27 protein-coding genes are annotated in these 24,452 nt (G+C 63.5%); 10 read left to right on the plus strand and 17 right to left on the minus strand.

All coding sequences use genetic code 11. The features are described from left to right. Nucleotides 1–285: hypothetical protein (locus tag DL237_RS01925; RefSeq protein WP_199671919.1), on the minus strand; the 285-nt coding region annotated here is incomplete at its 3' end. 149 nt (nucleotides 286–434) lie between these two features. On the opposite strand from DL237_RS01925, the gene dapA reads away from it, so the two are divergent. Beyond that, nucleotides 435–1,310 carry a 4-hydroxy-tetrahydrodipicolinate synthase gene (dapA, locus tag DL237_RS01930; protein WP_119397351.1) on the plus strand — a complete coding sequence of 292 codons (876 nt, stop codon included), beginning with the start codon at nucleotides 435–437 and terminating at the stop codon, nucleotides 1,308–1,310. 61 nt (nucleotides 1,311–1,371) lie between these two features. On the opposite strand, the gene mntR is transcribed toward dapA, so the two are convergent. Continuing rightward, nucleotides 1,372–1,803 (minus strand): manganese-binding transcriptional regulator MntR, encoded by a 432-nt coding sequence (mntR, locus tag DL237_RS01935; RefSeq protein ID WP_119397352.1) that lies wholly within the window; start codon nucleotides 1,801–1,803, stop codon nucleotides 1,372–1,374. 243 nt (nucleotides 1,804–2,046) lie between these two features. Between mntR and DL237_RS01940 the strand changes: the two genes are divergently transcribed. Continuing rightward, a complete protein-coding gene (locus tag DL237_RS01940; RefSeq protein WP_119397353.1) occupies nucleotides 2,047–3,336 on the plus strand; it encodes an Nramp family divalent metal transporter in 1,290 nt (429 codons plus the stop codon). Between the two features lie 163 nt (nucleotides 3,337–3,499). Here DL237_RS01940 and DL237_RS01945 read toward each other — a convergent pair whose 3' ends face one another. From DL237_RS01945 to smpB, 4 genes are all read right to left on the minus strand, one after another. Further along, nucleotides 3,500–4,084, minus strand: a complete 585-nt coding sequence (locus tag DL237_RS01945) for a VOC family protein (RefSeq protein WP_119397354.1) — start codon at nucleotides 4,082–4,084, stop codon at nucleotides 3,500–3,502. A gap of 102 nt (nucleotides 4,085–4,186) precedes the next feature. Continuing rightward, complete coding sequence (locus tag DL237_RS01950; RefSeq protein ID WP_119397355.1) at nucleotides 4,187–5,371, minus strand: amino acid aminotransferase; 1,185 nt, start codon at nucleotides 5,369–5,371, stop codon at nucleotides 4,187–4,189. A 7-nt stretch (nucleotides 5,372–5,378) separates the two neighbouring features. After that, on the minus strand, nucleotides 5,379–6,230 hold the full coding sequence (gene sseA, locus DL237_RS01955; protein WP_119397356.1) for a 3-mercaptopyruvate sulfurtransferase: 852 nt from the start codon (nucleotides 6,228–6,230) through the stop codon (nucleotides 5,379–5,381). A gap of 71 nt (nucleotides 6,231–6,301) precedes the next feature. Next, complete coding sequence (smpB, locus tag DL237_RS01960; protein WP_119397357.1) at nucleotides 6,302–6,775, minus strand: SsrA-binding protein SmpB; 474 nt, start codon at nucleotides 6,773–6,775, stop codon at nucleotides 6,302–6,304. 129 nt (nucleotides 6,776–6,904) lie between these two features. On the opposite strand from smpB, the gene DL237_RS01965 reads away from it, so the two are divergent. Continuing rightward, nucleotides 6,905–7,930, plus strand: coding sequence for an NADP-dependent oxidoreductase (locus tag DL237_RS01965; protein WP_119397659.1), 1,026 nt, complete (start codon nucleotides 6,905–6,907; stop codon nucleotides 7,928–7,930). Nucleotides 7,931–7,999: 69 nt separating this feature from the next. Here the strand turns inward: DL237_RS01965 and DL237_RS01970 are convergent, their stop codons facing one another. Both DL237_RS01970 and DL237_RS01975 read right to left on the minus strand, forming a co-directional pair. After that, the gene (locus DL237_RS01970; RefSeq protein ID WP_119397358.1) at nucleotides 8,000–8,677 is read right to left on the minus strand and encodes a DsbA family protein; all 678 of its coding nucleotides are present in this window, start codon (nucleotides 8,675–8,677) and stop codon (nucleotides 8,000–8,002) included. 16 nt (nucleotides 8,678–8,693) lie between these two features. Then, nucleotides 8,694–9,203: a DUF721 domain-containing protein gene (locus DL237_RS01975; protein ID WP_119397359.1), complete on the minus strand. Its 510-nt coding sequence runs from the start codon at nucleotides 9,201–9,203 to the stop codon at nucleotides 8,694–8,696. A 181-nt stretch (nucleotides 9,204–9,384) separates the two neighbouring features. Here DL237_RS01975 and DL237_RS01980 point away from each other — a divergent pair, with 181 nt between their 5' ends. Continuing rightward, entirely contained in the window at nucleotides 9,385–10,389 is a 1,005-nt protein-coding gene (locus DL237_RS01980) for an A/G-specific adenine glycosylase (RefSeq protein WP_119397360.1), read from the plus strand. 22 nt (nucleotides 10,390–10,411) lie between these two features. Continuing rightward, nucleotides 10,412–11,548 carry an alkane 1-monooxygenase gene (locus DL237_RS01985; protein ID WP_119397361.1) on the plus strand — a complete coding sequence of 379 codons (1,137 nt, stop codon included), beginning with the start codon at nucleotides 10,412–10,414 and terminating at the stop codon, nucleotides 11,546–11,548. A gap of 206 nt (nucleotides 11,549–11,754) precedes the next feature. Here DL237_RS01985 and DL237_RS01990 read toward each other — a convergent pair whose 3' ends face one another. From DL237_RS01990 to ade, 4 genes are all read right to left on the minus strand, one after another. Next, on the minus strand, nucleotides 11,755–12,816 hold the full coding sequence (locus tag DL237_RS01990; RefSeq protein WP_119397362.1) for an acyl-CoA dehydrogenase family protein: 1,062 nt from the start codon (nucleotides 12,814–12,816) through the stop codon (nucleotides 11,755–11,757). Nucleotides 12,817–12,819: 3 nt separating this feature from the next. Further along, nucleotides 12,820–14,004, minus strand: a complete 1,185-nt coding sequence (locus DL237_RS01995; RefSeq protein WP_119397363.1) for an acyl-CoA dehydrogenase family protein — start codon at nucleotides 14,002–14,004, stop codon at nucleotides 12,820–12,822. 4 nt (nucleotides 14,005–14,008) lie between these two features. Next, on the minus strand, nucleotides 14,009–16,108 hold the full coding sequence (locus DL237_RS02000) for a 3-hydroxyacyl-CoA dehydrogenase NAD-binding domain-containing protein (RefSeq protein WP_119397364.1): 2,100 nt from the start codon (nucleotides 16,106–16,108) through the stop codon (nucleotides 14,009–14,011). Between the two features lie 151 nt (nucleotides 16,109–16,259). Further along, entirely contained in the window at nucleotides 16,260–17,960 is a 1,701-nt protein-coding gene (ade, locus tag DL237_RS02005) for an adenine deaminase (RefSeq protein ID WP_119397365.1), read from the minus strand. 103 nt (nucleotides 17,961–18,063) lie between these two features. On the opposite strand from ade, the gene DL237_RS02010 reads away from it, so the two are divergent. From DL237_RS02010 to DL237_RS02020, 3 genes are all read left to right on the plus strand, one after another. Next, complete coding sequence (locus DL237_RS02010; protein ID WP_119397366.1) at nucleotides 18,064–18,753, plus strand: fumarylacetoacetate hydrolase family protein; 690 nt, start codon at nucleotides 18,064–18,066, stop codon at nucleotides 18,751–18,753. 142 nt (nucleotides 18,754–18,895) lie between these two features. Beyond that, the gene (locus tag DL237_RS02015) at nucleotides 18,896–19,429 is read left to right on the plus strand and encodes a TetR/AcrR family transcriptional regulator (protein WP_119397367.1); all 534 of its coding nucleotides are present in this window, start codon (nucleotides 18,896–18,898) and stop codon (nucleotides 19,427–19,429) included. A gap of 23 nt (nucleotides 19,430–19,452) precedes the next feature. Further along, nucleotides 19,453–19,878, plus strand: coding sequence for an META domain-containing protein (locus DL237_RS02020; protein ID WP_158585576.1), 426 nt, complete (start codon nucleotides 19,453–19,455; stop codon nucleotides 19,876–19,878). Here the strand turns inward: DL237_RS02020 and recO are convergent. Continuing rightward, nucleotides 19,853–20,527 (minus strand): DNA repair protein RecO, encoded by a 675-nt coding sequence (recO, locus tag DL237_RS02025; RefSeq protein ID WP_233544850.1) that lies wholly within the window; start codon nucleotides 20,525–20,527, stop codon nucleotides 19,853–19,855. The genes DL237_RS02020 and recO overlap by 26 nt on opposite strands. Here recO and DL237_RS02030 point away from each other — a divergent pair. Next, nucleotides 20,429–21,262: a Pr6Pr family membrane protein gene (locus tag DL237_RS02030; protein ID WP_233544832.1), complete on the plus strand. Its 834-nt coding sequence runs from the start codon at nucleotides 20,429–20,431 to the stop codon at nucleotides 21,260–21,262. The genes recO and DL237_RS02030 overlap by 99 nt on opposite strands. Before the next feature lie 6 nt (nucleotides 21,263–21,268). Here DL237_RS02030 and DL237_RS02035 read toward each other — a convergent pair whose 3' ends face one another. After that, nucleotides 21,269–21,598: a DUF1491 family protein gene (locus DL237_RS02035; protein ID WP_119397370.1), complete on the minus strand. Its 330-nt coding sequence runs from the start codon at nucleotides 21,596–21,598 to the stop codon at nucleotides 21,269–21,271. Between the two features lie 84 nt (nucleotides 21,599–21,682). Here DL237_RS02035 and DL237_RS20550 point away from each other — a divergent pair, with 84 nt between their 5' ends. Further along, nucleotides 21,683–21,853: a hypothetical protein gene (locus tag DL237_RS20550; protein ID WP_158585577.1), complete on the plus strand. Its 171-nt coding sequence runs from the start codon at nucleotides 21,683–21,685 to the stop codon at nucleotides 21,851–21,853. A gap of 6 nt (nucleotides 21,854–21,859) precedes the next feature. Here the strand turns inward: DL237_RS20550 and era are convergent, their stop codons facing one another. From era to rnc, 3 genes are all read right to left on the minus strand, one after another. After that, nucleotides 21,860–22,765 carry a GTPase Era gene (gene era / locus DL237_RS02040; RefSeq protein ID WP_119397371.1) on the minus strand — a complete coding sequence of 302 codons (906 nt, stop codon included), beginning with the start codon at nucleotides 22,763–22,765 and terminating at the stop codon, nucleotides 21,860–21,862. 75 nt (nucleotides 22,766–22,840) lie between these two features. Next, complete coding sequence (locus DL237_RS02045) at nucleotides 22,841–23,719, minus strand: DMT family transporter (protein ID WP_233544833.1); 879 nt, start codon at nucleotides 23,717–23,719, stop codon at nucleotides 22,841–22,843. Then, nucleotides 23,716–24,408, minus strand: coding sequence for a ribonuclease III (gene rnc, locus DL237_RS02050; RefSeq protein WP_119397372.1), 693 nt, complete (start codon nucleotides 24,406–24,408; stop codon nucleotides 23,716–23,718). Before rnc ends, DL237_RS02045 begins: the two co-directional genes overlap by 4 nt. Nucleotides 24,409–24,452: the final 44 nt, after the last annotated feature.

Raw genomic sequence — 24,452 nt, forward strand, 5'->3', positions numbered from 1 at the left:
CCAGTCCCCGTCCTGCGCCGCCTGCATCGCCCAGGCCAGCGGCCGCGGCGGCATCCGGCTGGGCCGCTCGCCACTCACGGGCGGCAGCAAGGCGACCTGCGCCACCGGCTCGCTCTCCGGCGGGGTCGTGCCGGCCCCCGTCGCACCCGTCACCGCCGGCGCCATACCCGCGACACCCGGCGCCTTTTTTTCCACCCCGCGCGCCACGGCCACCACCGCGACAGCCAGGCCCGCGCATAGCGCGATGCAAAGGGCGAAATGCGCCGAATAACGCGGTAGTCTCACTTGTTTTACCTCAATCTTCTGGTTAGACGCTGACAGGATAACCCCCCGCAGCCTGCCCTCAACACACTTTACCGGCAGCGCGGGTTCTCCCCCGGGCACACGCGGATTTCCGCCGCCCCCTTCGTGCGATACAAGATAAGGAGCGTGTCATGTTCAAAGGGTCCATTCCCGCCCTGGTCACGCCGTTCAAGGACGGCGAGCTGGATCTGGCCACGCTCAAGAAACTCGTCGACTGGCATATCGAGCAGGGCTCCTCCGGTATCGTTCCCGTCGGCACCACCGGCGAATCCCCCACGCTCAGCCTGCGCGAACACGAGATCGTCGTCGAGGAGGTCGTGAAATACGTCGCGGGCCGCGTGCCCGTCATCGCCGGGGCCGGGGCCAACAACACCGCCGAGGGCATCCGCCTGATCACCCACGCGGCCGAGGTCGGCGCCGATGCCGCCCTTGTCGTGACACCCTATTACAACAAGCCGACGCAGCGCGGGTTGATCGCCCACTACACCGCGATGCACGACGCCTGCGACCTGCCGATCATCATCTACAACATCCCCGGCCGCTCCGTCGTCGACATGACCCCCGCCACCATGGGCGAACTGGCGAAACTGCCGCGCATCGTCGGGGTCAAGGACGCCACCGCGAAACTCGACCGTGTGCCGCTGACCCGCATGGCCTGCGGACCCGACTTCATCCAGCTCTCGGGCGAGGACGCCACCGCCGTCGGCTTCAACGCCATGGGCGGCACGGGCTGCATCTCGGTCACCGCCAACGTTGCCCCCGCGCTCTGCGCCCAGATGCAGGCGGCGACTTTGGCGGGCGATTACAAGCTGGCCCTCGATTACCAGGACCGCCTGATGCCCCTGCACGAGGCGATCTTTATCGAACCGGGCCTGTGCGGCGCCAAATTCGCCATGTCCGAACTGGGCCTCTGCTCGGCCGAGGTACGCCTGCCCCTGACCGCGCTGGAAGACAGCACCAAGGACCGCATCCGCCACGGTATGCGCCACGCAGGCCTGATGAACTGATCGCGCCAGGCCTCTGGCCGATCAGGGCCGCCCTCAGGGGCGGCTTTTTCATGCGCGGGTGTCAGGCATTCTGCCGCGCCAGAAACGCCTCGAACGCCTGCAAGGTCCGATCCGACACGTGATGCTCGATCCCCTCGGCGTCCATCTCGGCCACCTCTGCCGGCACGCCCGTGGCGATCAGCAGCGCCACCACCGTGCGGTGACGCGCCCGCACACGTTCGGCCAGCGCCGCGCCCTCCTCGGTCAGGAACACCCCCCGATAGGGCCGCGCCGTGGCCAGCCCCGCCCGCTTCAGCCGCGTGATCGTCTTGGTGGCGGTCGGCTGGGCCACGCCCATGCGCCCGGCAATATCGGCCACCCGTGCCTCGCCCAGCTCCTCGTGCAGATCCCCGATCAGCTCGACGTAATCCTCCAGCAGGGCCATCGACTGCGCCTCGCGCGCGCGCGAAAAGCGGTCGGCCTGGCAGGCTGCCCCCTGGGGCGCGTCGAGCATCGTTTCGGGTCCCGTCTCTGGTCCCGTCTCTGGCCCCAACTCCGGCTGGCTTTCAGGCGCGGTCTCTGGCGTCATCTGAGGCATCGTATCCGGGTCCGCCTATCTGTTTTGCAAACGTCATAGCCAAGGCTCAACTGTATCACGATCCCTCTGTCGCGGCCACCAGTCGGGGCAAATAAAATTTGCCTGTTGTAACTGGTATAGCACTGGCTATAACTCGGCCGATAGATATCAGAGGCGCTCATGCTCGACCTGACGCTCAAGACCCGTGCCGGAATAACCAGGGTGCTGAATGGCCAGCGCAGCGGCCTGCGCGGGTTCCTGCTGTTCGCCGGTCCGGCCATCATCGCCTCGGTCGCCTACATGGACCCGGGCAATTACGCCACCAACATCCAGGCCGGTGCGGGCTATGGCTATGCGCTGCTCTGGGTCGTGGTGCTGGCCAACGGGATCGCCATGCTGTTCCAGGCCCTGTCGGCGCGCCTCGGCATCGTGACCGGCCACAACCTTGCCGAACTGTCGCGCGACCATTTCCCCCGCCCCGTCGTCTGGGTGATGTGGGCCGTCAGCGAAATCGCCGCCATGGCCACCGACCTTGCCGAATTCCTCGGCGGGGCCATTGGCCTGTCGCTGCTGTTCGGCCTGCCGCTGATGGCCGGCATGGTCATCACCGCGATCGTCACCTACGCCATCCTCGTCTTTGAACGCTACGGGTTCCGCCCGATGGAGCTGATCATCGGCGCGCTCGTCGGTCTGATCGGCCTGTGCTACTTTGCCGAACTGCTCGTCGCCCCGGTCGACTGGTCCGCGACGCTGATGGGCATGACCACGCCGCGCCTGCCCGACAATGCCGCGCTGATGATCGCCGTCGGCATCATCGGCGCCACCGTCATGCCGCACGCCATCTACCTGCATTCCGGCTTGACCCAGGGCCGCGCCGAGGTGCGCAGCGACGCCGACCGCCGCAAGGTGCTCAAGTTCTCGAATATCGAGGTTGTGCTGGCCCTGGCCGTCGCGGGCATGGTCAACATGGCCATGGTGATGATGGCCGCCAGCGCCTTTCACCAGGGCCATTCCGAGGTGGCCGAGATCGAGACCGCCTATCACACCCTGACACCCCTGCTGGGGGCGGCGGCGGCGGGCATGTTCCTGACCTCGCTGATCGCCTCGGGCGTGTCCAGTTCGGTCGTCGGCACCATGGCCGGTCAGATGATCATGCAGGGGTTCCTGCGAGTCCGCGTGCCGATCTGGCTGCGCCGCCTTGTCACCATGGTGCCCGCCTTTGCCGTCGTCGCCGCCGGGGTGAACACCACGCAGGCGCTGGTCGCCAGCCAGGTCGTGCTGTCGATCGCGCTTCCCGTGCCGATGGTGGCGCTGATCGTGTTCTCGGCACGCCGTGACATCATGGGGGCCTTTACCATCGGGCCTGTCCTGCGCACTCTCGCCATTCTCGGCGCGACGGTGGTTCTGGGCCTGAACGTCGTGCTGCTCGCCGGGGTGTTCGGCCTGTCGGTGCCGTTTCCAGGCGGCTGACCGGCGGATTGCCCGGCCGCGCAGCCGGGCAGCTGAACGGCGATTTTCACACCGTTCGGATACCGCTCTGATACCGTCCAGATACCGACGTTCGAATCCGGCGATATCAAGGGCTTGGCCCGCTCAGACCGGCAAATGCCGACGTCGGTGCGCCAGACCGCCCTCAGGGATAGGGATTTGCCGGCGCGCGACTGTCCGACAGCGTCTGCGTCGACCGTTCCACGATCCGCTCGATCGCGTCCGCCAGATGCGCCTCCGCGATATTGTAGTCGCCGCGCTCCACCCGGATCTTGTGCGCCTCCAGCAGCACGGCGGCATGGCTCGATCCCTCCGGCGGAAAGAACTTGTAGCTCGCCAGTTCGATCAGCAACCCCAGGGGATCCTTGAAGTAAATCGAATCCATGAAACCCCGGTCCTTGACGCCCGAGTGCTTTATCCCGCGTTCGTCCAGGCGGGTCACGGCCTGGCTAAAGCTGGCCGCGCTGACGTTGAACGCCAGGTGGTGCACGCAGCCCGGATCCATCGGTGTCCGGTCGTGCATGGGTTTTCGTTTTTCATTGGTAAAGATGGTGATCAGCCGCCCGTCGCCGGGATCGAAGTACAGATGCCCCTCGTCCGGGTTGTCCAGGTTGGGTTGATCAAAGACAAAGGGCATGCCCAGCACACCCTCCCAAAAGTCTATACTTGTCTGACGGTTAGCACCAGTGATCGTGATATGATGCACGCCTTGAACCTGTAGTTTCCGCATGTCGCCCCCTCCGGTTTTCGTCGGAAACGATCCTGCGGCGCTCAGGCGCTTGCGTCAACTCGGGCGGGCGCACAGCCTTGGTGCGCCCGCCTGGATATTGGGTCAGACGCCCGCGTCGATGATCGCCTTGGCCAGGATCGGCACGGTCTGCGTGTTCAGCCCGGCGATGTTCATCCGGCTGTCGCCGACCATGTAAATGCCGCTCTCCGCACGCATTTTTTCCACCAGCTCAGGTGTCGTACCAAGACGAGAGAACATGCCACGGTGCTGCCCGAGAAAGGCAAAGCGGTCCGACCCCGACAGTTTCTGCAACTCATCCGCCAACTGTTTGCGCAGGCCCAGCATCGACAGTCGCACGTCCTCCAGCTCGCCCGCCCAGTCGGCGCGCAGGGCCGGATCGTTCAGGATCGTGCTGACAATCCGCGCCCCATGGTCCGGCGGAAAGGAATAGTTCTGCCGGTTCAGATAGGCCAGCGTGCCCTGCGCCAGTTTGGTCTTGCCCGCATCCGCGCTGACCGCCATCAGCAGGCCAGTACGTTCGCGGTAAATCCCGAAGTTCTTGGAGCAGCTCGCCGCGATCAGCAGTTCCGGTACGTTTTCAGCAACATAGCGGGTTCCGGCCGCGTCCTCGTCCAGACCGTCGCCAAAGCCCTGGTAGGCGATGTCGATCATCGGCAGCGCGCCCTTGTCGTTCAGCAGGGCGACGACTTCGCGCCATTGCGTCATGTTCAGGTTCGCGCCGGTCGGGTTGTGACAGCAGCCATGCAGCAGCACGACGTCGCCCGCTTTCAGCCCCTTCAGGTCCTCGACCATGCCATCAAAGGCCACGCCGCCCGTCTCGCTGTCGAAATAGCGATAGGGCACAACCTCCATGCCGAGGTACTTCAGGATCGACAGGTGGTTCGGCCAGGTCGGGTCCGAGACAAAGACGCGGGCCTCCGGGTTCCCCATCTTAATCATTTCAAAGGCTTGACGGACCGCACCCGTGCCGCCCGGCGTCGCCACAGCGGCGACCTGATCGCGGGTCACCGCGTCGCCCAGCACCAGGTTGATCAGTGCGTCGGCATAGTCGGGATCACCCGCAAGGCCGGTATAGGCCTTGGTCGTCTGCTCTTCCCAGATCTTCTGCTCGGCGGCTTTCACCGCGCGCATCACGGGCGTGACCCCTTCGGCATTCTTGTAGACGCCGACGCCAAGGTCGATCTTGTCGTCGCGCGGATCGGCCTTGTACATGCCCATCAGTGCCAGGATCTTGTCAGCAGGCTGCTCTTTAAGGTTCTCGAACATTTTTCTCTTATTCTCCTACGGCGACGGGCAGGGTGGGGAACGCGCCCCATTCCGCCCAGGAACCGTCATACAAGGCATGGTCGGTCTTGCCGATCCGCTCCAGCGCGAGGCAGACAACAGCGGCGGTCACACCCGACCCGCAGCTGGTAATGGCAGGTTTGTCCAGATCGACTCCGGCGGCCTGGAAAGTGGCGCGCAGGTCGTCCGGGGTCTTGAGGGTTCCCTTGGCGCTCAGCAAATCCGGGAAGGGTACGTTTTTCGAGCCCGGGATATGCCCCTTGCGCAGGCCAGCGCGCGGCTCGTCCACCTCGCCGCGAAACCGCGGCGCGGCGCGGGCATCGATGATCTCGTAATCCCCCAGCTTGCTGGCGGCGCTGACTTGCGTGACGTCCTTCACCATCTGGTTCTGGCGGCGCACGGTCATGTGGCGATCACGGATAAGTGGCTCCATATCCTCGATTTCCCGGCCCTCGGCCCGCCATTTGGGCAGACCGCCATCCAGAACGGCCACGTCGAACTGCCCCATCAAACGGAACAGCCACCAGACGCGGGCGGCGGAAAATATGCCGGTTGAATCGTAGACCACGACCTGATGCCCGTCCCCCACGCCCATGGCGCGCAAACGCGACATGAACTTTTCGACCGGCGGCGCCATGTGTGGCAGCTCGGAGCGATGGTCGCTGATCTCGTCTATGTCAAAGAATCGCGCGCCGGGGATATGCCCATCTGCGTACTCGGCCTTGGGGTCGCGACCTGAACCGGGCATGAACCAGCTCGCGTCGAGCAAGCGTAGGTCAGGGTCTTTCAGATGTTGGGCCAACCAGTCGGTCGAAACGAGAACCTTGGGATCATCCTGCACGGGATTGCGCCTTTCGCATGGAAACCGCTGATTCCCTAGCCTTCCCCACCCGTTTTCGCAAGGGTCAGGGGCTAGTGATGCTCTTTCAGCAGCCGCTGTTTCTGACGACCCCAATCGCGTTTTGCCTCGGTCGCCCGCTTGTCGTGGTTCTTCTTGCCCTTGGCCACGCCGATCTTGATCTTGGCCATGCCGCGATGATTGAAATACATCACCAGCGGCACCAACGTCATGCCTTCACGCTGCGTAGACTTCCACAGACCTGCCATTTCCTTTTTGGAAACCAACAGCTTGCGCCGGGCACGCGGTTCATGGCCGAACATCGCGCGATCGTAGGGTGCGATATAGGAATTCACCAGCCACAGCTCTCCCTCCTCCACCGCCGCATAGCTTTCAGCGATGTTGGATTGGCCGATGCGCAGCGATTTCACCTCGGACCCGGTCAGCATGATGCCGCACTCGAGGTCATCCTCGATTGCATAGTCATAACGCGCGCGGCGATTTTCCGCGATGATCTTGTAGTTCGGGTCTGATTTTTTCTGTGCCATGATCGCGCCTCTTTACGTCACCCGGGGCAGCGCTGTCCATCGCCGGACGACTGCGGAATTAATTTCCATAATGCGGCTTGGAAAATACCCCGGAACGCGTAACTTGTGGGCAAAGGAAAGGATTTCAAGATGACCGACACGATGCAACGGATCGTTCTGGCGCGACGACCGCAGGGCTTTCCCGTCGACGCCGATTTCCGACTCGAAGATATCGACATGCCCTCGCCCGCCGCGGGCGAGGTGCTTGTACGCCTGACCCACATGTCGCTGGATCCGTACATGCGGGGCCGGATGGACTATGTCAAAAGCTACACCGCGCCCCAGGAGCTGGATCAGACCATGGGCGCCGGGGGTGTCGGGGAGGTGATCGCCTCACGCGATGACGGCTTCGCACCGGGCGACAAGGTGTTCGGGATGTTCGGCTGGGCAAGTCACGCCTGCCTGCCCGCCAACCAGTTGCGCAAGCTCGACCCCGACCTGCCGCCCTCGACCGCGCTTGGCGTACTGGGGATGCCGGGATTCACCGCCTGGTCGGGCCTGGATGCCTATGCCAAGATGAAGGCAGGCGAAACGCTGGTGGTGGCAGCGGCGACAGGTCCCGTCGGCTCGATGGTCGGGCAACTGGCCAAGAAGGCAGGGCTGCGTGTCGTCGGCGTCGCCGGCGGGCCGGACAAATGCAAGATGGCGGTCGAGACCTTCGGCTTTGACGCCTGTGTCGATCACCGTGCCTACAAGACGCCGATCGAGATGATGGAGGCGCTGCACGCCGAATGCCCGGATGGCATCGACGTCTATTTCGAAAACGTCGGCGGGCAGGTTCTGGGTGGCGTACTGCCAATCATGAACACCTACGGCAGGATCATCGTCTGCGGCATGATCGCGTGGTATTCGGGCGAAAGCGACGACACCGGCCAGATGCCGCTGCAAAAGCTGTGGCGCATGGCGCTGGTCAAGCGTCTGACGATCCAGGGGCTGCTGCAAACCGATCATGTGGATCGGTTCGGCGAATTCCTGGCAGAGGTCGCACCGGATGTTAAATCCGGCAAGATTGCCTATCTCGAAGACGTGGCAGAGGGTCTTGAAAACGCACCCCAGGCCTTCTTTTCGATGCTCAAGGGCGGCAATACCGGCAAGCAGGTCGTCAAGATCTCCTGACGCCGTTTCCGCGATGGAAAAGGGGCGGCGGATTAACGCGCCGCCCCTTTTCCGTGACCAAGGCCGCTCTCAGCCGAGCTGTTCGTCAAGGATCTTCTTCAGTTCCGCATAGCTCATGTTGGAATACTTTTCGCCATTGATGATCAGGGTCGGGGTGCCGCTCACATCATCTGCCGTCGCATTCTTCTGGTACCAGGCTGCCAGGGTCCGCGCCTGGTCTTCGTCCGCCAGGCAGGCTTCGAGGGTGGCATCGTCCAGACCTGCGACTTTGCCCAGCTTGCGCAGGTTGTCGGCGATGTCCGCTTCGGACTTCGCGCCGCGCAGCCACTGATCCTGCTGTTCATACAGCATATCGGCGATGCCAAAGAACCGCATCCCGCCATTGCACCGCGCGATCAGCGAAGCCCAGAGGCCATAGCGGTCGAAATACACATCGCGGTAAATGAACTTGACCTTGCCGGTATCGATGTAATCCGTCCGCAGTTGCGTAAAGACATTGTTGTGAAAGTCACGGCAGTGCGGACAGGTGAAGGAAGCGTATTCCATCATGGTCACAGGCGCATCGGCATCACCCAGCACCATTTCCGTGACGCCAGAGGTATCCACATCTGCCACTGCCGAGGCATCACCGGCGTTGACGGCGGTCTGCGCCTCGGCCGCATTGCGGGTGTTGTAGAAATAGCCGCCTGCGGCCACGACGACAGCCGCGCCTGCGATACCGCCGCCGATGAGGGTTCTGCGATCCATCAGTTGTGATCCTTTCTCAAACCTTAGATTTTCCTAGTACATTGCGGGCCAGCGCCTCAAGCGCCGCTTTCAGCCCGTCGTCCTTGACCCCGTCCGCCACGGCCGAGGCACGCGCGACAACCTGCGGGTCAGGCTGAATTGGCGCGGCGGGCGCCTTGCGCATTTCAAAGGCCACCTGCCCTTCGGCAAAGCCCGTGCTCGCCGTCTGGGTGATACGGACCCGCGCGATGGCATTGTAGCCGTAGACGCCGTTGACCCGCTCGCGCAGCACATCCTTTTGCATTTCCAAGACCGGAGCATGGGCCCCCGTTGTCAGCAGCACCAGGGTGCCCCCCAGATTGCCGCGCGGATACTTGACCTCGACCGGGCGGGCGATGGCCGCGATGTCGGCCCCCGCTATTTCCTCCCAATGGGTCAAAAGCCGCGAGATGGCAAAACCACGCGTTTCACCGGCCTTTCGGATCCTGCTCTCAAGCAGGCCGTAAGTACGGGTAAAGCCATAGGTTGAGGACTGTCGACGCGGCACGGGTTGCATCCTTTCGATTGGCGCTATTCTAGTGGGTGTCACTGGCCATGCCAGAGGAAAGCCATGGCAAAGACGGGTGGAGGCATAAAGATTGCGTGAGACGGCAGTAGCAAAAGCGACAGGGGATGCGCCAGCGCAGTCTGCGGATCTGCTGGCCTGGTACGACGTACATGCGCGCGACATGCCCTGGCGGACCAGCCCGGCGGACCGCGCCCGTGGCATTCTGCCCGACCCCTATCACATCTGGATGTCCGAGGTCATGCTGCAACAGACCACCGTTGCCGCGGTGCGCGATTATTTCCTGCGTTTCACGGCGCGCTGGCCCACCGTTGCCGACCTGGCCGCAGCCGAGGACGGTGACGTCATGGGCGAATGGGCCGGGCTTGGGTATTACGCCCGCGCCCGCAACCTGCTGAAATGCGCCCGCGCGGTCGTCACGGACCACGGCGGCCAGTTCCCGGACACTCTGGAAGGTCTGCTCGGCCTGCCCGGCGTCGGCCCCTATACCGCCGCCGCCATCGCCTCCATCGCATTTGATCGCGCCGAAACGGTGGTGGACGGAAACGTCGAACGCGTCATGGCGCGCCTCTACGATATCCACACACCCCTGCCCGGCGCAAAACCGGAGCTGACGGCCCGGGCTGCCCGGCTGACACCGACGCAACGACCCGGTGACTATGCCCAGGCCGTAATGGACCTTGGCGCAACGATCTGTTCCCCGCGAAACCCCGCCTGTGGGATCTGCCCCTGGCAGACGCCTTGCGCCGCACGGCGTCTTGGCACCGCAACGGAACTGCCGAAGAAAACCCCGAAAAAACCCAAACCCACCCGCACCGGAATTGCCTATATTGCGCGGCGATCCGACGGTGACTGGCTGCTGGAGCGCCGCCCTGATCGCGGACTTCTGGGCGGGATGCTCGGCTGGCCCGGATCCGAGTGGGCCGAACAGGTGCCGCCACACGCCGCACCATTCGACGCGGACTGGGTAACGTTGCCGGCACAGGCCCTGCATACGTTCACACATTTTCATCTGCGCCTGACGATCCAGGTCGCCGTCGCGCCGCAGGGCACCAATCCGACAACAGGCAGCTTCCTGTCCGGCGACATGTTCCGCCCCTCGGATCTGCCGACGGTGATGCGAAAGGCGTTTGACCTGGCGCAGGACCACTTCGTAGGATCGCGCTGACCAACGCCCCTTTGTCGGGAAAATGCCGATGTCCCCAACTGCCCCTTCCGGCTTTGCCGCTGCACTCCCCTTCTGGCTCTCGCTGGTGATGGTGCCGTTGGTGGTGATCGGCGCCTTGCAAGGCGGGCTCAGCGTTCTTCTTGTCCCGCTGTACGGGTACGGGCTGTTTTCGGTGCTCGATCACCTGCTTGGACTCGACCCCACCAACCGCGACATCCAGACCGGGGACAACGCCCTGTTCTGGCATCGTGCCGTCACGCTGATCTGGCCCCTCTTGCAGTTCCTGACGCTGTTCTGGGTGATCTGGTACGCCAGCCACGCCGACCATCTCGGCATCCTGGAAACCATCGTCCTGTTTTACGGCGTCGGCACGATGACCGGCGCCATCGGTATCGTCTACAGCCATGAGCTCATGCACCAGCGTACCAAGACGGAACGCTGGATGGCCGACGTTCTGCTGTCGATGGTGCTCTACAGCCATTTCCGCACCGAACACCTTCTTGTGCATCACACACACGTGGCAACGCCACGTGACGCGGTAACCGCACGCTATAACGAAGGGTTTCCGCATTTCTTTGCACGCGTCATGCGCGAATGCCCCCGGTCGGCCTGGGCCGCCGAGGTGGACCGATTGCACAAACGCGGTCGAACCGCCCTGGACCGCAGCAACCCCTTCTGGCGCTATGCCGCGCTTCAGGCTGCGATGCTGCTTCTTGCGATTGGGTTGGGGGGGGTGACGGGCCTCGTGTTGTTCCTGTTTCAGGCGCTGGTCGCGATCTGGCTGCTCGAACTGACCGACTACATCGAACACTACGGCCTGACCCGCAAATACCTCGGGAATGGCAAATTCGAACACGTCAAACCGCATCACAGCTGGAATGCGACGCATACCGCCACCAACTGGTTGCTGATCAATCTTCAGCGCCACTCAGACCATCACGCGCGGCCTGACCGGCGCTTTCCCCTGCTGCAGGCCCGCTCGGGACAAGAGGCGCCGCAACTGCCGCATGGCTACCCGATCATGGCGATGATGGCGATGATCCCATCACTCTGGCGGCGCAGGATGAACCCCCGCGTGCGCAAGTGGCGCGCGATGTACTACCCCGAAATCACAGACTGGCGCCCCTACAAGGCCGGAACCCATCGCGATCTGAGCTGAGGGCGTGCCTGACCGATCACGATGGGGAAGCGGGTTTGCGATAACAGAGGTTTGAGGCCGCCCGAAGAACAGCGATACCTCGCCCCTCAACCGGCCTGGCAAAAGGTCGGCGCCCCCGGCCCGGTGATTGCTTGCGCCAGGTATCCCCACGTACCCCCTGGCGGCGCCAACGCAGGCGCGGCCCTGAAAAGGACCGCGCCTTCAGTTCATGCCGCCATCACGCGCGACAGATGGAAGTCCGTATCGCCCAGCTGATGATCGATCATGACCAGGCGCTTGGCATAATGGCTTCCGGGATATTCCCAGGTCATCGCAATCCCGCCGTGCATCTGGATCGCCTCTTCGGCGACAAGGCGCCCGGCACGGCCGATCAGGTTCTTGGCCATCGAGGCATAGCGGCTTGCCTGCCCTCCGCCCAGTTCCGACGCAGCCTTGATCGTGATCGACCGGGCCTGCTCGATCTCGGTCAACATGTCGACGGCCCTGTGCTGCAACGCCTGAAAGCTGCCAATGGGTCGCCCAAACTGCTTGCGCGTGCCCAGGTATTCCACGGTCATCGCGTGCAGGACATCCATCGCCCCAACCGCTTCGGAGCACAGCGCGACGATCCCGGCGTTGACCGCGTCCTGCAACGCCGCGCCTGCATCCGCGATCAGCAGGGTTGCCGGCGCATCATCCAGCAAGACCTCGGCTGCGCCACCGCCGTCCATCATCGCGTAGCCAGTCACCGAGGCAGCGCTGGCCGCGACCTCGAACATTGCCAGCTTGCCCTCGAACTTTGCCGCGATCAGAAAGACTTCGGCCACCTGTCCACCGTAGACGGCGGATTTGCGACCGTTCAGAACATGCCCCTCTCCGCGGGCTGTAGCCTCTGTCGCGATCAAATCCAGCTCATAAGGCGCTTCCAGCTCTCCCAGGCCGACCGCGTATTTCGTCGCGCCGCTCAGCAGGCTTTCCTGGTCGGCGCCCGCCGCCGTCAACAGACGGCTCGCCAAGACTGCCGCCAAAACGGGTTCGGGGCACAGGGCCCGCCCAAGGGCCTCGAACACGACCGAAATATCGAAGCCGCTGCCGCCAAAACCACCGGCATCCTCTGGCGCCAGCGCGAACAGGGCCCCCAGTTCCGATAGCTCTGCCCAGCGATCCGGCGCGTGATAAGGGGCGGCGTAGGCCACCTTGGTGCGCGCCTCGAATGGGTATTTGTCCTTCAGATAGCGGGTCAGGGAATCCGACAACATCTGCCGGTCTTCTGTCAGGTCGAAATCCATGCCTCAAAGCTCCAGCATTGTCTTGGTCAGAATATTGCGCTGGATCTCGTTGGACCCACCGAAGATCGAGGTCTTGCGATTGTTGAAATACCGCGCGGCGTCATTGGCGTGATCTGCAGGCGCCAGTGACAGGTTGCCCTCGATACTGCCTGGAAACGGCGCTGCCGCCGGCCCGAGCGCACGTCGCGCCAGGTCCTTCAACTCCTGCCCGATGACCGTCCCCTTGATCTTGAGGATCGAGGTTTCCGGCCCCGGCGCACCCTGTTTCTGCGCCTTGTAGAGCATCCGCAGGTTGGTGATCTTCATGGCTTCAAGGTCGATCTCGACCTGCGCGATCCGCGCGGCAAACAGCGGATCCTCTGCCAGAGGTTTGCCGTTGCGCTTGACGACGCGGGCCAGCGCCTTGACCTCTTCCAGTGACTGCATCGAAAATCCGACACCGGCGATATTCGTGCGCTCATGCGTCAACAGGAACTTGGCAATGGTCCAACCCATGTTTTCCTCGCCCACCAGATTGGCGGCCGGAACGCGGACGTCGGTAAAGAATACCTCGTTCACCTCGTGGCCGCCTTCGATCAGGCGGATCGGGCGCATCTCGATCCCCGGCGTGTCAAGGTCGACCAGGATAAAGGAAATCCCCTGCTGCTGCTTCACGTCCGGGTCGGTGCGCACCAGGCAGAAGATCATGTTGGCGTGCTGTCCCAGCGTGGTCCAGGTCTTTTGTCCGTTGATCACATAGTCATCGCCATCGCGAACGGCGCGCGTCTTGAGGCTGGCAAGGTCCGACCCGGCACCGGGCTCGGAATACCCCTGGCACCACCAATCCTCACCCGACAGGATGCGCGGCAGATAGTGGTCCTGCTGTTCCTTGCTGCCGAACTGTTGCAACACCGGCCCCAGCATGGCGAGGCCAAAGGGCACGATGCGCGGCGCATAGGCGCGACAGGCCTCTTCTTCGAAGATATGGCGCTGTACCGGGCTCCAGCCGGGGCCGCCGAACTCCGGTTCCCATGTCGTGGCCAGCCAGCCCTTGGCGTTCAGGATCGCATGGTAGCGGTCCATCATGTCCTTGCTCAGCTCGCCTCCCGCCCGCACGGCATCGCTCATCTCGCTTGGCAGGTTCTCGGCGAAGAAATCCCGAACCTCCTGCCGAAAGGCCTGCTCTTCGTCGCTGAAAGACAGATCCATGCGCTTATCCTTCCTTGTTCAAATCTGCGAAGGTGCTGCCGTCGGCGGCCATCTTTCGCAAAATATCCGGCACCCGCCAGTAATGTGCGTCTTCGGCGGCGTACCCTTCGATCCGCTCGACCAGCGCCGCCGCGCCAATCGTGTCGGCATAGTGCAGCGGACCGCCCCGAAACCGGGGGAAGCCGTAGCCGAACAGAAAGACCATATCGACGTCGACCGGCCGCTTGGCTGTACCATCCTCGACCACCCGCGCCGCCTCGACGATCATTGCCGTCATGTAGCGATCGACGATGTCTTCGTCGGAAAAGTCCTTTGGCGTGATCCCCTTGGCGGCGCGCACCGCGTCGATGATGCCGGCGACCTCCGGGTTGGGCACGGGTGCGCCACTGTCGTACAGGTAATAACCCTGCCCGGTCTTGCGCCCGAACCAGCCGTTTTCGCAGATCTTGTCCGCGATATCCCCGGCATACCGTTGCGCGGGATCACGCGTCTCGGCCTTGCGCTTGCGCGTCATCCAACCGATATCGAGGCCCGCCAGATCGCTGACCTTGTGCGGCCCCATGGCAAAGCCGAATTGCTCCAGAGCGCGGTCCACCTGCTGCGGCGAGGCACCATCGAGCACAAGATACGCCGCGCAGAGCCCGTAGTGCGCCAGAATGCGGTTGCCGATGAACCCGTCGCAGACCTGCGCCAGCACCCCAACCTTCTTCAGCCGCTTGGCCAGGGCAAAGCCACTGGCCAGAACATCCGCACCCGTATGCTTGCCCTGAACGATCTCCAGCAGGCGCATGACATGGGCCGGGCTGAAAAAGTGCAGGCCCAGCACATCACCGGGCCGGTTGGTGCTGGTCGCGATTTCATCAATATCGAGGTAGGAGGTATTGGAGGCCAAAATCGCGCCCGGTTTGCAGATCGCATCCAGCTTGCCAAAGATGTCTTTCTTGACGTCCATCTGCTCAAACACGGCCTCGATCACCAGATCGACGTCCGACAGGCTCTCCATCTCCAGCGACGGTTCCAGCATGGCAATCGCGGCGTCACGCTTGTCGCTGCTCAGCTTGCCCCGACTAACAGCTCCGTCGAGGTTCTTGGTGATCGTTGCGACGCCACGTTCGAGGCCGTCGGCCGCCACCTCGATCAGACGAACCGGCAGACCGGCAATCAGGCAGGACGTCGCGATGCCAGACCCCATCGTCCCGCCGCCGATGACGCCGATCTTGGCGATCTCGCGCGTGGGTCCCTTGGCTTCGGCGATGTTGGAAACGGCGCGCTCGCCGAAAAAGGCATGGATCAGCCCCGCGCGTTGTGGCGTTTCCATGCAATCGAGGAACGCCTGCCGTTCAACCTTCAGCCCCTCGTCGATCGGCAGATTGCAGGCGGCGACGGCCTCGACACACTTGGCCGGGCTGAACAGATGCGGCGCCTTGCGGCGGACGCCCTCAAGCGTGGCGTCCAGAACCGCGCGGTCATACTCTGCCTCGATCCTGTCGGTGCGGCGGGTGGTCAGGGTGCCATCCAGCACCTGCCGCGCTGCTGCCAGCGCCACGTCGCGGGGCGCACCTTCGACCACGCGATCCACCACGCCCTTCTCAAGCGCCTCGGACACTGGCACCTGACGTCCCGAAAGGATCACGTCCAGCGCGAAGGACAGGCCTGCCAGACGCGGCAGGCGTTGCGTGCCCCCGGCACCGGGCAACAGACCCAGCAGGACCTCAGGCAGACCCACCTTGGCGCCCTTTATCGCGACGCGCGCATGGGTCGCCAGCGCGATCTCGAAACCGCCGCCAAGGGCCGTACCGTGTATGACCGAGACGACCGGGATCGCGCTGCGCTCTACCTCGTTCAGGACATCGGGAAGGGACGGTTGCTTGGGTGGCTTGCCGAACTCGCGGATATCAGCGCCAGCGGTAAAGGTGCGCCCGGCGCAATACAACGCGATCACCTTGGCCTTTCCGGCGGAATTGATATCCGAAATGGCGCTGGACAGACCGATACGCACGGCGTGACCCGTCGCATTTACCGGTGGATTATCTATGCAAATCAGCGCGATATCATCCGCCGTCTCGGTCGAGATGACATCCGCCACCTGTACTCCGTCAGCCATGTCGCTCCTCCCCCATCGCAATGGCAATTTCAGGCGGATTCCCCCCTCGCGCACGGCGCGCAGAGGAAACCCACCCCGTTGGGAAGCAGACTAGGCCGCGCGAGGGGCGCGGGTCAATAGTGTGGAATTACATTTTGCATTGCGAAATAGGTCAGGAGATGATCTCGAATTTCACCACATCCACCATCCCGCGGTCCGTGATCTTCAACGCCGGGATCACGGGCAACGCCAGGAAGGCCAGTTGCAGGAAAGGTTCCTCCAGCGCGACATCCAGCGATTTCGCAGCAGCCCGCAGCACGATCAGGGCGTCATGGACCACCTCGAAAGGCTCCGTGCTCATCAGTCCCGCGACCGGCAGCGCCAATTCGGCCAGCACCTTGCCGTTCTCGACCACCACGAACCCGCCCTCGATCTCTCCCAGCCGGTTCGCCGCAAGCGCCATGTCGTCGTAATCCACCCCGACGCAGGCAATGTTGTGGTGATCGTGGCAGACGGTCGAGGCGATGGCTCCGCGTTTCAATCCAAAGCCCTTGACGAAACCACTGGCGATATTGCCGTTGATGCCGTGCCGCTCGACCACGGCGATCTTGACCAGATCCCGTTCGGGGTCGGGCTTCTTGTCGCCATCCTCGATCGCGATCACCTCTTTCAGGTGCTCGGTGATGATCTTGCCTTCCATGATGCCGATCACGTCGGTTTCTTCGCGGTTGGCAGAGGTGCGAAAACTTTCGGCGGTCACAACAGGCGCCTTCACCGAATTGCGCCCCACGGGAGGTGTGATCGAACGGGCCGCAAAGGCCGCATCGTTGAACTGTACGCCCCCCGAAAACACCATTTCGGCGCGGCAGGTCGCCAGATCGTCGATCACCACGATATCGGCGCGCTTGCCAGGGCTGATCGAGCCGCGATCCTTGAGGCCGAACGCCTCGGCGGCCGACAGGCTGGCGGCGCGATAAACGGCCAGCGGCGGACAACCCATGCGGATCAGTTCCCGGATCATGAAATCCAGGTGCCCGTGTTCACCGATATCCAGCGGGTTACGGTCATCGGTGCACAGGCACATGTAGGCGCTGGTGATGTCGCTCAGCAGCGGTTGCAAGGCGACCATGTCCTTGGAAACCGAGCCTTCGCGGATCAGCACGCGCATCCCCTTTTGCAGCTTCTCGCGGGCCTCCTTAGCGGTCGTCGCCTCATGCTCGGTGCGGATTCCGGCGGCGACATAGGCGTTCAGGCCCTTGCCCAGCAACTGTGGGCAGTGGCCATCTATATGCTGGCCCCGAAACAGCTCCAGCTTGGCCATGCAGCCGGGGTCCTGAAAGATCACGCCGGGGTAATTCATGAACTCGGCCAACCCGATGACCTGCGGGTGATCCATCAACGGCGCCAGATCGTCGGCTTCGATCCGCGCACCGGCGGTTTCCATGTGGCTCGATGGCACGCAGGAAGACAGGTTGACGCGGATGTCCATCACCGTCTCGGTCGCGCAGGACAGGAAATACTCGATCCCCGGCACCCCGATCACGTTGGCGATCTCGTGCGGGTCACAGATCGCCGTGGTCACGCCACGCGGGCCGACGCAGCGGTCGAATTCATGCGGGGTGACCATGCTGCTCTCTATGTGCAAATGCGTATCGATAAATCCAGGCACCAGGATCTTGCCGGAAACGTCGATCTCCTCGACCCCGTCGTATTGCGCCATGATGCCGACGATGCGCTCGCCGCAGATCGCGACGTCTCCCTCCAGCAGCGCGCCGGTGACGACGTCCAGAACCTTGCCGCCCTTGAGGACCAGATCCGCCGGGACATCGCCCTTTCCCTGTGCAATCATGTCGGACAAGGGTTTCAAAGTCATCGTGGCCTCCTGCAAATGCTCGCCTCAAAAAGCCTGATCCGGGCCGCCTTGTCCAGCGCTGGACCGCGGCGTAAGCAGGGCGTGAACCGCAAGAGGACCCCGCATGAGCCTGTTTGACCTGCCCCCCATTCCCGACATCCCCGTCACCGGCGAGACGGAGGGGTATCCCGTCCGCCGTATTTTCTGCGTCGGGCGCAACTATGCCGCCCATGCCGCCGAATTTGGCAACGAAGTACCCGATTCTCCTTTCTACTTCACGAAATCCCCGGCCTCGATGATCCTGTCGGGTGGCACCGCCCCGTATCCGCCCGGGACCACCAACTATCACTTCGAGATGGAGCTGGCCGTGGCCATCGGCGCGCCGGTCTTCAAATGCGCTCCCGAAGATGCGGCGGCGGCGGTCTATGGCTATGCTTGCGCGCTGGACATGACCCGTCGCGATCTGCAAATCGCGGAACGGAACAAGCAGCGCCCATGGGATCTGGGCAAGGACGTGGAAAATTCCGCTGTCATCGGGCCGATCACCAAGGCCGCCGATTTCGGCGCGGTGGCCAAGCAGGCCATTGAACTGACGTTGGATGGAACGACCAAGCAGAAATCAACGCTGAACCTGATGATTCACGATGTCGCTGCGATCATCAGCCACCTCTCAGGGTTCTACCATCTGCGCGCCGGCGACATGATCCTGACCGGAACCCCCGAAGGCGTCGGCCCCGTTGCGCCGGGCAATGTGATCGAAGGCACCATCGACGGACTGACCCCCGTGCGCCTGACGATCGCCGAGGCGGCCTGACACCTGATCGCGCTTGCGCATGCGCCGACCCGCGCAGGCGCGGCCAGGGAACGCTGCCTTGTAAATACGCGGCGACCTGCCGCCCTGTCGGCGGCGCGTGTCTATCGTTGCTGCATCGCAGCGGCTCAGCTAGTCTCAGAGGATGAGTCGAAAGAACCGCCTTTCCCCTGATGATTGGCTGCGCGCCGGTCTGGATGCCCTCTCGACCCTCGGTCCAGAGGCGCTGAAGGCCGAACCTTTGGCCCGCGCGCTGGACACGACAAAGGGATCATTCTACTGGCACTTTCCCGATGTTCCCGCGTTCCGTCAGGCCCTGCTGAAGTTCTGGGGCGAGGAATCACAGGCCGCACCTGCTGCGCCGGACGATAAACGCGCAGCGGTGGCTCAGCTCCACGCCCTTGTACGCAACGGATTTTCCGATGATCCGCTGGCCGAGGCCGCGATGCGCGCATGGGCCCGCACCGACGCGACCGCCAAGGCAACGCTGGAAGATATCGATGCCCGCCGACTGACCCACCTCGAGGACGTGCTGAAACAGATCGGTGTCACAAACCCCGACATCGCCCGTCTGCTCTATGCTGCCCGTATCGGCATGGGAGAGTTGGGCCCCGCGGATGAAAAACGCAATCACGAGGCGCTTGATACCCTCGTGGATCTTGTCCTCGCCCTCAGATGAAACAGCGCGCTCAAGCTCGCAGCATGGCGCGATTGCGGCACTCGGGGCGCCGGGTCAGCGGTCTTGCCATCGCCTGCCTCGCGCTGTCTCTGCTCGGTGGCTGCCGAGAGGCCGAGCTGATCGCGGCACAAACCACCTGGCAGCTGGACGCCATCAACGAAAAGACCGTGCCCGACACAGACCGTGCCACGCTGCGCATCCCCGCCCTTGGACGGCTCGAAGGGCAGGCCCCCTGCAATCGTTACTCAGGCACCTGGGTCGGGGTCGAGGATGACTTCCGCACCGAAGGCATTGCCAGCACCCGGATGGCCTGCCCCGCGATCGACGCGGAACAGGTCTATCTGGCGGCACTGCGGCGCGTCACCTCGGCCACGGTCACCGACGACACGCTGACGCTGACCGGGCCTGGCCTGACACTGCGCTTCAGCCCGCTGCTACGCGCCGGCTGATTGCCTCGATCAACCGCTGCCGCGCATCCGGCAGGGGTTTGCTGCCCAGTTCCGGCGCCAGCCGGTTGTGCAGGAAATGCCCTGTGACCATCAGCGCAGCGGCCACGTCCGCATCAGGGGCATCGCCCTGTCCCATCAGCGTTGGCGGCAGTGGCAGCAGCCGGTCGGCGTACGCCCCCGCCCCGGCGCGCGTGACCGCCCGCCCCGTCCGGGGCGAGACATAGGCCAGCCCCTCTGTCGCGCCCGTCACCGCGCAACACGACAGATCCAGACCATAGCCCATGTCCTCCAGCAGCGCCATTTCCCACCTCAGATAGGCCAGTGGCCATACCTCGGGGCGATCCAGCAGATCCAGCAATTGCTCTGTCTGACGATAAAGCCGTGGATGCGCTTCTCGTTCGGGCAGGCAGAACACCAACAACCCCGTGACCGCGTTCAGCCCCGCCAACGCCAACCGCTCTCCCAGGCTGACAGCCGCACGCGATCGCACGGGTTCCACCGTGAAATATCCCAGATGCTCCTCGAGTCGGGCACGCCAGGCGATGTCCAATTGGGCACCCGGTTGCAGCATCGGCGCGATCTTGCGCGAGGATCCGCCGCGTACGATTCCGGCGTGCCGACCATGCGAAGGCGTAAACACCTCAATGATCGCGGCACTCTCGCCATGACGCCTGACCGCCAACAAGATTCCGTCTTCCCGCCATTCCATGCCATCATCATCCATCGACTTGCAGACAGCGGCAAGATGGCTCAGCTTACCGCCATGGATTTTCGCTCTTCCACTCTCTCACCAACGGCCCGCGCGCTCGCATTGCTCATCGTGATCAGCGCCGCCGTCTCGCTGTCTTTCGAATTCATGGCCACGCAGCTTGACCATCCAACCGACTCGGCATTGCAAATCCTGTGGCGACTGGCGCGCTATTTCACCATCCTCACCAATCTGCTGGTGCTGATCAGCTTTTTCGCCATCGTTTCGTTACGACGAAAGCTCGGCGCATTGTGGATGGGCGGCCTGGCCGTCTGGATAACCGTCACGGGGGCCGTGTATCACCTGCTGCTGGCCAGCGTGCACCAGGGCCTGTCGCTCTATGCCGATTTCGGCCTCCATACGCTGACGCCGGTGCTGACGATGCTCTGGTGGCTCATCTTTGCACCGAAGGGCAACCTTGGCCTCGGACCGGCCATCCTGTGGCTGTTCTGGCCTGCACTCTATATCCTGTACGCCCTTTGGCGCGGCACTCGCGACGGCGATTACCCTTATTTCTTCATTGACCCGGCACAGGTCGGCTGGGACGGTGTGGCGATCTGGTCGGCAATGCTCGGGCTGGGCTTTCTGGCCCTCGGGCTTGTCTATTCCTGGATCGGCCGGATCGCACGCCGCTAACGCGCATCAGTCCGACAGACCGTCCTCGTCCAACAGATGCCGCCCCTGGCGGTCCTCGACCTCGATCACCCACAGATCGGGATCAAAGCTGCGCTGACGTGCAATGGCCGCATCCACCTCGCGCTCCGCACCTTCGGCCAGCGTGACCCAGGTGCGCGCCCCGCTCATGATGTCGAAGCTGCGCTGAAACAGCCGGGCCTGGCCGTCCAACGTGTTCATCTTGACCAGAACGGCCCCGCCCGTGTCATCGCCATGCGCCACGACAAAAACCGGAATATCAGCCAGCCGCAGACGCGTCAGGTAGGCAGCGACCCAGATTTCAGCTTTCAGACGCATCGCATACTCCTCCGGGTCCACGGCGCTATGCGCCGCCACCCATTGTTGCTAGGCTGGGCAAACACCGAACAGGACCCCTGCCAGATGCCCCTGCCTGCCGCCATCCTTCTCATCGTCGGGATTGTCCTGAACGTGATCTACATCCTGTTCAGCCTGCCAGCGTCCTACGGAGTGGCCCTGAACGTCACCGGGATCATCAGCATCCTGATCGGTCTGATCTGGTGGCAGATCGCCCGCCAGCGCGGGCGGCGCTGACCGCGATCAGTTGCCGTCCTTGAAATCCAGACCCATCTCGGAATAGCGCTCGGATTCCTCAAGCCAGTTTTCGCGCACTTTCACCTGCAGGAACAGGTGAACACGGCGGCCCAGAAACTCTTCCATCTCGGTGCGTGCGGCGGTCGACACACCCTTGATCGTCTCGCCCTTCTTGCCCAGCAGAATGCCCTTGTGACCGTCGCGCACAACATAGACGATCTGGTCGATCCGCGCACTGCCATCCGGGCGCTCCTCCCAGCTCTCGGTCTCGACCGTCAGCTGATAGGGCAGCTCCTGGTGCAGACGCAGTGTCAGCTTTTCGCGGGTCATCTCGGCGGCGATCATGCGCATCGGCAGATCGGCAATCTGATCCTCGGGGTACAGCCACGGCCCCTCCGGCATCTTGCCCGCCAGCCAGTCCCGCAGCGACTGCACGCCATGTCCCTTTTCAGCCGAGATCATGAACGTCTCGGCAAAGGCAAACTGGTCGTTCATCTTCTTGGTCAGGGCCAGCAGCACGGGGGCCTCGACGCGGTCGATCTTGTTGATCGCCAGCGCGATCGTGCGGCCCTCTGACATCTCCTGCAAACTCGCCAGGATGGCCTCGACGCCCTCGGTGATACCACGATGCGCCTCGATCAACAGCACGACGACATCGGCATCCGCCGCGCCGCCCCAGGCGGCTGCCACCATTGCGCGGTCCAGGCGGCGGCGCGGCTTGAACAGGCCAGGCGTGTCGACAAAGACGATCTGGCTCTCACCCTCGATCGCGACACCGCGAATCCGGGCGCGGGTCGTCTGCACCTTGTGGGTGACAATGCTGACCTTTGCGCCAACCATCCGGTTCAGCAGCGTTGACTTGCCCGCATTGGGTTCGCCGATCAGGGCCGTAAAGCCGGCGCGTGTGCTCATGAGATCATCCGTTGATGTGAAGGGGGCCTTCTAGGGCAGAATAGCCCACCGTACCAGCCCTGTCTGCAAGGTCGTTCAGACGGGTGTCACCGCTGTCACACGGCCCGACCGCAGCAAGGTATAGATCCCGCTACCCACGATCAGAACGCCACCCGCAAGTGTCCAAAGATCGGGGCGCTCGCCAAACACGAAGAACGCGATGACCAGCGCAACCAGCAACCGGCTATAGCGGAACGGGGCAACGACACTGATTTCCCCGGTGCGCATCGCCAGCGTCAGCGCGGTATAGGCACCGACCCCGAAAATGGCCGTAACCCCCAGCATCCCCAAATCCCGCAGCGGTGGCAGGCGCGGCACATCGCCCGCCACGACCATCAGGATACCGCCCGCCGCCAGTACAACGAAGAACCCAAGTGTGCCCAGCTGGTATCGCGACACGCTGGGCGGCGCGGCGCGCGTCGCCAGATCCCGCCCGGCGAACCCGATCATGCCTGCGACCGCCAACAGCGCGTCGACACGAAATGCCTCGGGTGTGGGGCGCAAGATCAGCAAGACCCCGCAGAACCCGACCGCCATCGCGCTCCACCGGCGCAGACCGACCTTTTCCCCCAGGACAAGCGCCGCCCCCAATGTCACCACCAGCGGCGTCGCCTGCAAGATGGCCGAGGTCGTCGACAGCGGCGTGAATGCCAGCGCCAGCGCAAAGAACAGCCGCCCGCCCAGCTCGAATACCGACCGGATCAGCAGGCGGGGCCGCACCATTTCGGGGTTCAGCACCCTTTCGCCCACCCGACGCGACAGCAGTGCAAAAACCGACATCCCGATGGCGCCGAACATCGCCAGCGCAAAACCCGGCGCCACATCCGCCGTCACAGTCTTGAAAAATGCGTCCTCGCCGGCAAACAGCATCATCGCCAGAACCATGAACAGGCTGCCGCGCAGGTTGTCGCTCACGCTTCGCCGTCTTTCATGACCCGGTCCAGCAGCGCCCTGGCCGCCGCCTGTTCGGCCATCCGCTTCGAGTTCGCCTTGGCCGAGGCTTCTTCACCGGTCTCCAGCCGTGCGCAGATGGTAAAGATCGGCGCATGGTCCGGGCCGCTGCGCGCCGTCTCGATATAGGCCGGGGGTGGCAACCGACGTGCCTGCGCCCATTCCTGAAGCGATGTCTTGGCGTCGCGGGCATCTTCGTCGACCGTGGCGATGCGCGGCCCCCAAAGGCGCAGGATCATTGCCTTGGCCGCGTCGAAACCACCGTCCAGGTACACGGCGGCAATCACCGCCTCCATCGCGTCCCCCAGCAAGGCCAGCTTGCGACGACCGCCGCTGATCTGTTCCGACCGGCCCAGTTTCAGCACCGCACCGACGTCGATCTGGCGGGCGACATCGGCACAGGTCTCCTTGCGCACCAGCGCGTTGAAGCGCGGCGCCAGCATCCCCTCGCTTGCCACGCGATCACTGGCCAGCAGCGCCTCGGCCATCACCAGGCCCAGAACCCGGTCACCCAGAAATTCCAGCCTCTGGTTGTCGTCGCGCGTCGGCGTCGCGACCGACGAATGGGTAACAGCCCGCAATAGCAGTTCAGGCCGGGCGAATTCATGGCCCAGCCTGTCCTGAAACAGCTTCATGTCCTGCGATAACTTCATGCCTGGGTCCGGTTGCCTGACGGTTTACGCGTAAAAACACCCAT

It is taken from the genome of Pseudooceanicola sediminis (assembly GCF_003575965.1).
Taxonomy (GTDB): Bacteria; Pseudomonadota; Alphaproteobacteria; order Rhodobacterales; family Rhodobacteraceae; genus Pseudooceanicola; species Pseudooceanicola sediminis.

Bases quoted from the DNA above. Each gene is read 5' to 3' on its own strand.
- dapA (WP_119397351.1), top strand. From the start codon at position 435: ATGTTCAAAGGGTCCATTCCCGCCCTGGTCACGCCGTTCAAGGACGGC.
- mntR (WP_119397352.1), bottom strand. From the start codon at position 1,803: ATGCTCGACGCGCCCCAGGGGGCAGCCTGCCAGGCCGACCGCTTTTCG.
- DL237_RS01940 (WP_119397353.1), top strand. From the start codon at position 2,047: ATGCTCGACCTGACGCTCAAGACCCGTGCCGGAATAACCAGGGTGCTG.
- DL237_RS01945 (WP_119397354.1), bottom strand. From the start codon at position 4,084: ATGCGGAAACTACAGGTTCAAGGCGTGCATCATATCACGATCACTGGT.
- DL237_RS01950 (WP_119397355.1), bottom strand. From the start codon at position 5,371: ATGTTCGAGAACCTTAAAGAGCAGCCTGCTGACAAGATCCTGGCACTG.
- smpB (WP_119397357.1), bottom strand. From the start codon at position 6,775: ATGGCACAGAAAAAATCAGACCCGAACTACAAGATCATCGCGGAAAAT.
- DL237_RS01965 (WP_119397659.1), top strand. From the start codon at position 6,905: ATGACCGACACGATGCAACGGATCGTTCTGGCGCGACGACCGCAGGGC.
- DL237_RS01970 (WP_119397358.1), bottom strand. From the start codon at position 8,677: ATGGATCGCAGAACCCTCATCGGCGGCGGTATCGCAGGCGCGGCTGTC.
- DL237_RS01980 (WP_119397360.1), top strand. From the start codon at position 9,385: ATGCCCTGGCGGACCAGCCCGGCGGACCGCGCCCGTGGCATTCTGCCC.
- DL237_RS01985 (WP_119397361.1), top strand. From the start codon at position 10,412: ATGCCGATGTCCCCAACTGCCCCTTCCGGCTTTGCCGCTGCACTCCCC.
- DL237_RS01990 (WP_119397362.1), bottom strand. From the start codon at position 12,816: ATGGATTTCGACCTGACAGAAGACCGGCAGATGTTGTCGGATTCCCTG.
- DL237_RS01995 (WP_119397363.1), bottom strand. From the start codon at position 14,004: ATGGATCTGTCTTTCAGCGACGAAGAGCAGGCCTTTCGGCAGGAGGTT.
- DL237_RS02000 (WP_119397364.1), bottom strand. From the start codon at position 16,108: ATGGCTGACGGAGTACAGGTGGCGGATGTCATCTCGACCGAGACGGCG.
- ade (WP_119397365.1), bottom strand. From the start codon at position 17,960: ATGACTTTGAAACCCTTGTCCGACATGATTGCACAGGGAAAGGGCGAT.
- DL237_RS02010 (WP_119397366.1), top strand. From the start codon at position 18,064: ATGAGCCTGTTTGACCTGCCCCCCATTCCCGACATCCCCGTCACCGGC.
- DL237_RS02015 (WP_119397367.1), top strand. From the start codon at position 18,896: ATGAGTCGAAAGAACCGCCTTTCCCCTGATGATTGGCTGCGCGCCGGT.
- DL237_RS02020 (WP_158585576.1), top strand. From the start codon at position 19,453: ATGGCGCGATTGCGGCACTCGGGGCGCCGGGTCAGCGGTCTTGCCATC.
- DL237_RS02035 (WP_119397370.1), bottom strand. From the start codon at position 21,598: ATGCGTCTGAAAGCTGAAATCTGGGTCGCTGCCTACCTGACGCGTCTG.
- DL237_RS20550 (WP_158585577.1), top strand. From the start codon at position 21,683: ATGCCCCTGCCTGCCGCCATCCTTCTCATCGTCGGGATTGTCCTGAAC.
- era (WP_119397371.1), bottom strand. From the start codon at position 22,765: ATGAGCACACGCGCCGGCTTTACGGCCCTGATCGGCGAACCCAATGCG.
- rnc (WP_119397372.1), bottom strand. From the start codon at position 24,408: ATGAAGTTATCGCAGGACATGAAGCTGTTTCAGGACAGGCTGGGCCAT.